General features: G+C 53.7%; 4 protein-coding genes. All 4 read left to right on the top strand.

What is annotated here, in order from left to right:
• Window positions 1-2,619: DUF1549 and DUF1553 domain-containing protein (locus ABX962_RS23345; RefSeq protein ID WP_372722795.1), on the top strand; the 2,619-nt coding region annotated here is incomplete at its 5' end.
• A 92-nt stretch (window positions 2,620-2,711) separates the two neighbouring features.
• Window positions 2,712-4,211, top strand: a complete 1,500-nt coding sequence (locus tag ABX962_RS23340) for a DUF1501 domain-containing protein (protein WP_372722793.1) — start codon at window positions 2,712-2,714, stop codon at window positions 4,209-4,211.
• A gap of 7 nt (window positions 4,212-4,218) precedes the next feature.
• On the top strand, window positions 4,219-4,536 hold the full coding sequence (locus ABX962_RS23335) for a DUF1559 domain-containing protein (RefSeq protein ID WP_372722792.1): 318 nt from the start codon (window positions 4,219-4,221) through the stop codon (window positions 4,534-4,536).
• Between the two features lie 935 nt (window positions 4,537-5,471).
• The coding region (locus ABX962_RS23330; protein ID WP_372722790.1) for an Ig-like domain-containing protein at window positions 5,472-8,315 on the top strand (2,844 nt) is incomplete at its 3' end.

Genomic DNA, 8,315 nt, shown 5'->3' with positions numbered 1-8,315 from the left:
TATTTCGACGTCATCGGATTGCCGCCGACGCCCGAACAAGTCGCTGCGTTTGTCAACGACACGTCGCCTGATGCCTATGAACGGCTAGTCGATTCGCTGCTGGATTCAAAAGGCTATGGTGAACACGCGGCGCGGCAGTGGTTGGATCTGGTCCGCTATGCCGATTCCGACGGCTACCGCGCCGATAGTTTTCGTCCGACCGCATGGCGTTATCGCGATTACGTGATCGAGTCCTTCAACGACGACAAACCGTACGACCGATTCACGCAGGAACAACTCGCCGCGGACGAAATGTTCCCGGACGACGTGGCCGCTCGCGCGGCTCTTGGTTACCTGCGTCACTGGGTCTACGAATGGAATATTCGCGATGCACCGGGGCAATGGAAAACGATCCAAGAAGATCTGACCGACACGACCGCGGATGTCTTTATGGGACTGGGTCTGCAGTGTGCCAAATGCCACAACCATAAATTCGATCCGCTGTTGCAAAAGGATTATTTTCGCCTGCAAGCCTTCTTTGCACCCATCATGCCCATCGACATAACGTTGGCCAGCGACGAGGAGATTCAGTCCTATCAAGCGGAGCTAAAGATCTGGAAAGCGGCGACGCAATCGATCCGCGACCAAATCGACAAGATCGAACAACCCTATCGCGACAAAGTCAAGAATCAGGCGATCGACCGTTTTCCCGAGGACATTCAAGCGATTGCTCGTAAACCGCCTGCAGACCGCACGCCCGCCGACGAACCGATAGTTTATTTGGTGCAGCGGCAAATCCAAGCCGAATACGACCGTTTGAACAACGTCATCAAAGCGGCGGACAAGGACCGATTGGTCGAACTTCGCCGTGAACTCAAAGCATACGACAAATTGAAACCGAAGCCGTTGCCCACGGCCATGGGCGTGTCCGACAATGGTGCGATCGCCCCACCGACCGTGCTTCCCAAACGAACGGACGAACCGATCGAGCCTGGTTTTCCCACGATCATGCAAGAATCCACAGCGGAGATCAACCGCGATGCCGTGGTCACTACGGCACCGACCACCGGGCGACGCACGACTCTTGCACTGTGGTTGACCGATCCCTCGAACCCCGTGTCGACTCGCGTGATCACAAACCGCGTTTGGCAAAGTCACTTTGGCCGCGGTCTGGCTGAGAACACTAGCGATTTTGGCAAGCTTGGCAAACCGCCGACGCATCCTGAACTGCTTGATTGGATGACCGCAACGTTCATCGAAAACGGCTGGAGCCTGAAATCGTTACATCGAATGATCTTGCGCTCGGCCACCTATCGCCAATCGACCGAACATCCTGACTTTGATACCTGTCACACGATCGATCCGGCCAATGAATACTATTGGCGACGTGACACGCAGCGATTGCAAGCCGAACAGATTCGCGATGCGTTGCTGACCGTCACGGGGGATTTAAAAGACCGTAGCGGCGGTGGTGCCGTGCTTGGCGACTCGCCCTATCGCAGTATTTTTGTTCGCAGCATGCGGAACTCGCCCGATGAATTGCTCAGCAGTTTTGACTTGCCAATGTTTTTCTCGAGCAATTCGTCGCGAAACACGACGACGACCGCGGTCCAGTCGTTGATGATGATCAACAGCGATCTTGTACTTGGGCATGCTCGCAAGTTGGCAGCGAATCTTTCCAAGACCACAAGTGATGTCAGCACACAAGTCACGCAAGCGTGGCAGCGAGTGTACGGCCGCGAGCCGTCGCAGGACGAAATACAGCAATCACTAACCTTCATTGATGCTCAAACCCAACAACTGCAAAGCAAACAAAGCGATCGCAACGAAGGAAAAATCGAAACATCCAAGTTGCCCTACCGTGACGGACAAGCGGTTCGTTTCATGGTCGACGATCCGTCGCTGAAATTGGCGATCGCCCACGATGATCCAATGAATGTCGGTGACTTTACCATCGAGACGTTCTTTCAGCTGCGATCGATTGCCAACACCGGCACCGTTCGCACGATCGTGGGCAAATGGAACGGTGACACCGGCGGCCCGGGTTGGCGTTTCGGCGTCACCGGAATGGGATCACGCCGTAAACCCCAAACCTTGGTACTGCAAATGTTTGGCGAACTCAGCAGTGGTAAGTATGGCGAAGCAGCAATCTTTTCGGATCACCACATCGAAATGAATACGCCCTATTACGCTTCGGCCAGTTTTCAAGCGTCTAAAGACGGCAAACCCGGCAAGGTCACATTTTACTTGAAGGATCTCTCTAACGATGACGAACCTTTATTGCCCGCGGTGATCGAGCACAACATGGCCGGAAATTTCTCGAATAAAGTGCCGTTCACGATTGGCAGCGTCAGCGGCCGCAACGCCCAAACTTTTGACGGGTTAGTGGACGATATCCGCTTCGTTGGCCGCGGATTGAACGTTGATGAGATCCTGTACACGGTCGAACGATCTGTCAGCGACACGATTGGCCATTGGCAATTTGAACTCGATCCCGGTGTGATGCAAAACAGTGCCAACGATCGTTTGTCGATTTCGGCACAAGGCGACTCGATCATTTCGCTGTCAGCGTCCGAAGCGGCATTGGTCGATTTTTGTCACGCGTTGCTCAATTCAAACGAGTTTCTTTACGTCCATTAACCCTGGATCACTCCGCAGTCAAAACGTCTCTCCATCCCATCTTTCTCCCACCGACGACGACACTCCATCCCCCGTCGTGCATTAGGAAAGTCATGTCCATTTATAAACCAAACAATCGTCTCGCGACCATCGATTTGCCGCACTACGCACTTCCATCGAGTCGTCGCGAATTCCTAACGCGAAGTGGTGCTGGTTTTGGGGCGTTTGCATTGGCAGGCATGATGTCCGAAGCCACCGCGGGGCCTGCGGCGGCAAGAATCGCGGACCGTGCGGACGCATCCGAGATCAACTTAAATCCACTCGCCGCCAAGCCGCCTCATTTCGCACCGACGGCAAAGCGAGTCATCTTTCTGTTTATGGAGGGTGGCCCGAGTCATCTGGATCTTTTTGATCCTAAACCGCTCTTGCAAAAATTAGCGGGCCAACCGATTCCGGCCAGCTTTGGAGAAGTGGTCACGGCGATGGGCGAGATGCGATCGCCGCTGCTCCCCAGCAAACGCAAATGGAAACAACACGGCGAATCGGGAACCTGGGTTTCGGATTGGTTGCCCGAAACCGCCAAGTGCATCGACGACATTGCCGTGATTCGGTCATGCTGGGCCAACGGCATCAATCATTCGGCGGGCGTTTGCCAAATGAACACCTGTTCGATCCTAAGCGGTCGTCCATCGCTAGGCAGTTGGGTTAGCTACGGGCTTGGCAGCGAAAATGACAACCTGCCCGCCTTCGTTGTGATGCAGGACAACGGAGCTCAGATCGTCAATGGACCGCGCAGCTGGGGTTCCGGATTCATGCCCGCTGTCTATCAAGGCACTCGGCTAAGCGAAGGCAAACAGCCGATCCCCTACTTGAATCCCCCCGAAGGCATGACCGATCTGCAGCAGCAATCCAAGCTGGCATTTTTGAATCAACTGAACCAGCGGTACGCAAACCAGCATCCCGAGCAAACCGAATTGGAAGCTCGTATCTCGAGTTACGAGCTGGCGTTTCGCATGCAATCCGAAGCCCCCGATGTGATCGATCTCGCACGCGAATCAGCAGAGACCAAAGCGATGTACGGGATCGACCAAAAGGAAACCGCCTCGTATGGTCGGCTGTGCTTGTTGGCTCGGCGGATGGCCGAACGGGGTGTCCGGTTCATCCAGCTGTACCATGGGGCGGGCAGCAAGTGGGATTCGCACTCGAATATCGAAGGCAACCACAGCAACATGTGCCGAGCGATGGATTTACCGGTCGCAGCATTGTTAAAGGACCTGAAACAGCGTGGCATGCTGGAGGAGACGTTAGTGGTTTGGGGCGGCGAGTTTGGCCGCACGCCGATGTCCGAAAAGGGCAACGGGCGCGATCACAACCCCAGCGGGTTTACGATGTGGATGGCTGGCGGTGGAGTCCAAGGAGGGCAAACGATCGGCGAAACGGACGACCTCGGGCTGCATGCGACAGTGGACCGATTGCATGTCCACGACTTGCACGCTTCGATCTTGCATTTGCTTGGACTTGGCAACCGGCAATTGACCTACATCCACAAAGGCCGCCCCGAGAGCCCCACGGTCAACGAAGGCGAATTCTTTCGCCGTCTCGTCACCGGTTAGTACTGCGATGGGATGTGGTGGCCAATGCCAATACACCGCCGTCCAAACCATCCTGCCTCCCAATCGCCAGAGTTGCAATGCTTCACATGGAGCCGGACTGGGCGAGGTCCGATTCCATGGGATTTCGACCATTGGAAGTCATCACAATGGAGGTGCGCATGTGCTTCTCGGCGACGGTGCCGTGAAGTTTGTCACGGACAGCATTGAAGCAGGCTCGGTGGACAGCCTCTATCCGAGTGCAGGCGACGAAAGTCCATTCGGATTTTGGGGAGCACTCGGCACTAGATCTGGAAGAGAGTCCGTGACGAATGCGGCTCCATTCTAAGGAGACAACAAGACAGGCTTGGGCAGCAAGATTCAAGATAAAATGCATTCTCGCCCCCCTGACTTCCCTAACGGATCTCCGCGAGTCACCAGCACGCATTGCTGATTTCCCCGTTCTCAACTGCAGTTGTTTGCTATTTGCTCTGCAACTTGTGTAAGCAAACCGATCTTAAGCTGCTCGGCAGTAGGAACATTTCCAAACATGGGTGGGTAAGAATGATCCAAGTAGCCCAGGATCATTTTACGAGCCTCTAAGACAATGGTTGATGGCGTTCCCGGTAAAATTGAGGTATTTCGCCGATGCGTACGAATGCATGGAGTTTGATCGTCACCAACATCAACAAGGTGAATGCAACAAGCAGTTCCTAGCTACCACAAGGTAGGTTGATGCGGGTTCGGGACGATGATCGTCGGACTATCATAAATTGCCGGAGAAAGAGACGAGAAAAAGATGCACGAGCCCAATCGCTGGCCTGGATAAGATTGTGCAGGTGGCCACGCTTTCTCAAGTTTGAATTCTACAGTCGTAGCGGCATTGCTATAAACATCAGAAAATAACTAACATAAAAAACCAGGCGGCTTAACTTTGCAAGCATTATGTTATGGCGAGATCACATTGAGGTCACGATTAGGAACTCTCGGTCTTGGATGTGCAAATGAATCAGCAAACGAAGCAAGATTAGCTAGGAAGCGATAACGTCATTCGCCGGAATGACCAGACGAACTACAGCATATCGAGTTGAGACTAGGATTAAGAACCGAAGATTCAGCCTGTCCTCGGTAAAGCCGCTCCTCTGCGATTCCACAATTGCTTCCTGCCCATCCGCTGCCGGTTTTATTTAAGCTCCTTGACGCAAATCTAGTTACTCGATGTTTCAGTCGACTCGCAAACACAACCGTCGTCGAAGCCAGTCTCCGCGGTCACGATGTCGCCGGGTGCTGGAATCGCTTGAACCACGCCGCCTGCTGGCATCGCTCGTGATCTTCGAGACCGACGACACAACTTCGGTTGGTGAAAGTGCGATTGCGGCTGATACGTTCACGGTCGCCTTGGACCAACCGCCGAACTCGCCAGTCGTTGTCTCAATCGCCAGCGTGGATCCAACGCAAGTCCGTGTCAACAACACTCAAATCACCTTTGACACTTCGAATTGGGATCAGCCACAAACAGTCACGGTTGAAGGGGTCAGCGATTCGATTGACGAGCCGGACCAGACTATCGAGATCGCTGTGGCGGTGGTTGACGAATTGTCTGACGAGATGTTTCATGAGGCAATTGACCAGTCGGTCGACGTTACTATCGTCGACGACGATGTTGCCGGGCTCGCGTTCTATGATGTTGACAGCGTCATTCAATTGACCGAAGACGGATTCAGCAAGAATTTTTCGGTGGCGCTGACCAGCGAACCGACGTCGGAGGTACGCGTGCAATTGGCGATCGATGCCCAGCAATCAAAGATCTTTCAGCCGGGCAGCATCTACAGCATCGGCAACTCACTTTCGTGGAACGCGCGGCCTCCCTTGCTGGACGGAGATGTCGAGTATCACAATGATTGTGGCAAAAACCTACAGTTCATCTTTGACAACCCCGAGTCGCCCTGCACCAACACGTCGCGATTATGGACCGATGCTCTGTTGAACCAGCAATATGACTGGGTAGTCGTCCAACCTTTCTTCGGTACAACGATTACGCAAGACGCAGCAGTCATCAACCATTGGATGAGCCTGCAGCCCGATGCCGTGTTCGTAATTCACACCGGATGGAGCACACACGTCGATCGAGATGCTGATTACAACGGCGGCAACCCGAACGACCAGATGGTCCATTCGCCCGAATATTTCGATGATTTAATCGCTCAACTGCAGGGAACGCAAGGCAACCAAGATCGTGTCATTCGTTCGACACACGCGATCAACATTTTGGATTCGTTCTACGACGATTTTGCTGCCGGTGTCTCGCCATTTGATGATGTGACGACCCAATTTTACATCGATCACATTCACATGACCCCACTGGGTCAATACTTTGCACACAGTGCATTGCGTCAGGCATTACGGCAGCCGCTGAGCAATCTTCATTTTCGGTTCCTCACACCGGAGGTGATCGAATACATGAATAGCAATATCGAACAGTACTCGACAGGTGCTGATTTCGGTTCGCTCGAGATCGTGTTTGACAGCACGAATTGGTCAACGCCGCAATCGATCACCGTCTCGCCGACCGACAACGCCGAACTTGGCTCGATCATTTCGCTCGTCGTTGATCCGACAACGGCTGACGCCAACTATGCAGGGCTTCCAACATCAAGTCTGCCTGTCAACATTTTGGCACTCAACGATCGGCCACGCTTTGAACTGAGCGGTGATGTGTTGGTGAATGAAGATTCGGGGCTTAGTACGATCACCGATCTATTTGCGGCGATCGACACTGGACCGGGCGAAGACGACCAAACGGTGATTGGGTACCATGCCACCAATCTTAGCGACGAGTCATTGTTTGATACGCTGCCCTCGTTTGATGAAACTGGCAACTTAATCTTCTCGTCAAAAAAAGACGCCGTTGGCTCGGCAACGCTCGAGATCTCGATTCAAGATGACGGAGGAACTGAAAACGGGACGCATGATACCTCATTGCCCCAGTTGCTAACGATCACGATCGCCCCTGTCAACGATCCACCCACCTTCACAATGATCAACCCGCCCGTCATCGGCAAGAACGCAGGGCCACAAATCGTCGAAGGATTCATTCGTGAGATCATCCTGGGACCGAATGACGAGTCGACACAGAGTCTAATGTCAGTTTCGGTTGTCAACATCGATCGCCCCGAGTTGTTCGAGACGCCGCCGACAATCGATCTCGATGGGAAACTGCATTACACGCCAGCGGCGAATCAGTTTGGAACCAGCACATTTTCAGTCACGATTCAGGATAATGGCGGTACAAACGCCGGCGGTCGTGACGTTTCGGATTCCCAAACCTTCACGATCGAGATTGATGCGGCGAACGCCGGTCCGAGCATTCTCGGGCCGACACGAGTAACTAGTTTACAGCCGTTTGATCTGTTGATTGACTTCCGAGAACCGGTTGACGGCTTTTTGCTGCAAGATACCGTAATCGCCGGTGGCAACGCGATCCAAATGGTGGACATGGGTAACGGTGTCTACAAGGTGACCATCGTTCCCAATGGAGAGGATCTTATCACGTTCGATGTCCCTGCGGGTGTTGCAACAAACAGCGAGGGCGTACCCAACACGGCAGCCACGCAGTATGTGGTGAGTGTCGTTCCAATTCCGACACCCGTCATCAGCGGCCCAACAAATCCAATTAACGCAAATCGATTCGATGTGACGATTGATTTCGGAGAATCGGTCAGCGGCTTCTCCCTTAACGAGATCGACGTCACCGGCGGCAATGCAATCAACGCGGTGATTCACGGCGGCGGGCTCTTCACGGCGACCATCCAGCCCAATGGCGAAGGAACCGTTATTGTCGATATCGCGGAGGGTGCCGCCAAGGACCATGACGGGAATCCAAGCCTTGCAGCGACATCCTATACCGTTGTCGGCGACACAATCACGCCGACGCCCATCATTTCAGGGCCAAACAGCCTCACGAATTCGCCCCAGTTCGACATCACGATCGATTTCGGTGAAACGGTCAACGGATTCAATTTACGAGAGATCGATGTTACTGGCGGAGACGCGATCAACGCTGTGATTCAGGGCGACGGAGTGTACACGGTAACCATCGTGGCGATCGGCGACGGCACCGTCACGATC

It is taken from the genome of Novipirellula sp., assembly GCF_041583735.1.
GTDB lineage: Bacteria > Planctomycetota > Planctomycetia > Pirellulales > Pirellulaceae > Novipirellula.
Note: the sequence above shows the minus strand (reverse complement) of the source record. Positions and strands in the feature narration are given on the sequence as shown.